We start from the raw sequence: 267 nt of genomic DNA on the forward strand, positions 1-267 counted from the left end.
TGTTGTAATGACTCATCACTATCGTTAATTGAAGCATGTCCAAGAATACGCCAGGATAAAAACTTCAGATGCGTAACCAGTCGCTGATAACTCAAGCTTTCTTCCTGGTAATTAAGGCTGAACTGAAATTTTATTAATTGCAGCATTTCGCGCATTAATTGCGTGACACCTGCAACATCCTCCATATTTCCGCTCATTTGGGCACTGACCAGATGCATGGCAATAAAGCCCACTTCATCTTTCGGTAACTGCACGCCCAACCGTTTA

General features: G+C 42.3%; 1 protein-coding gene. It reads right to left on the minus strand.

Annotated elements, in window-relative coordinates:
- Positions 1-267: PRD domain-containing protein (locus tag ACODJP_RS14120; RefSeq protein ID WP_422482582.1), on the minus strand; the 267-nt coding region annotated here is incomplete at both ends.

The sequence above is a fragment of the Pleomorphochaeta sp. DL1XJH-081 genome, from assembly GCF_049310885.1.
In the GTDB taxonomy this organism is placed as follows: Bacteria; Spirochaetota; Spirochaetia; order Sphaerochaetales; family Sphaerochaetaceae; genus CAYZJV01.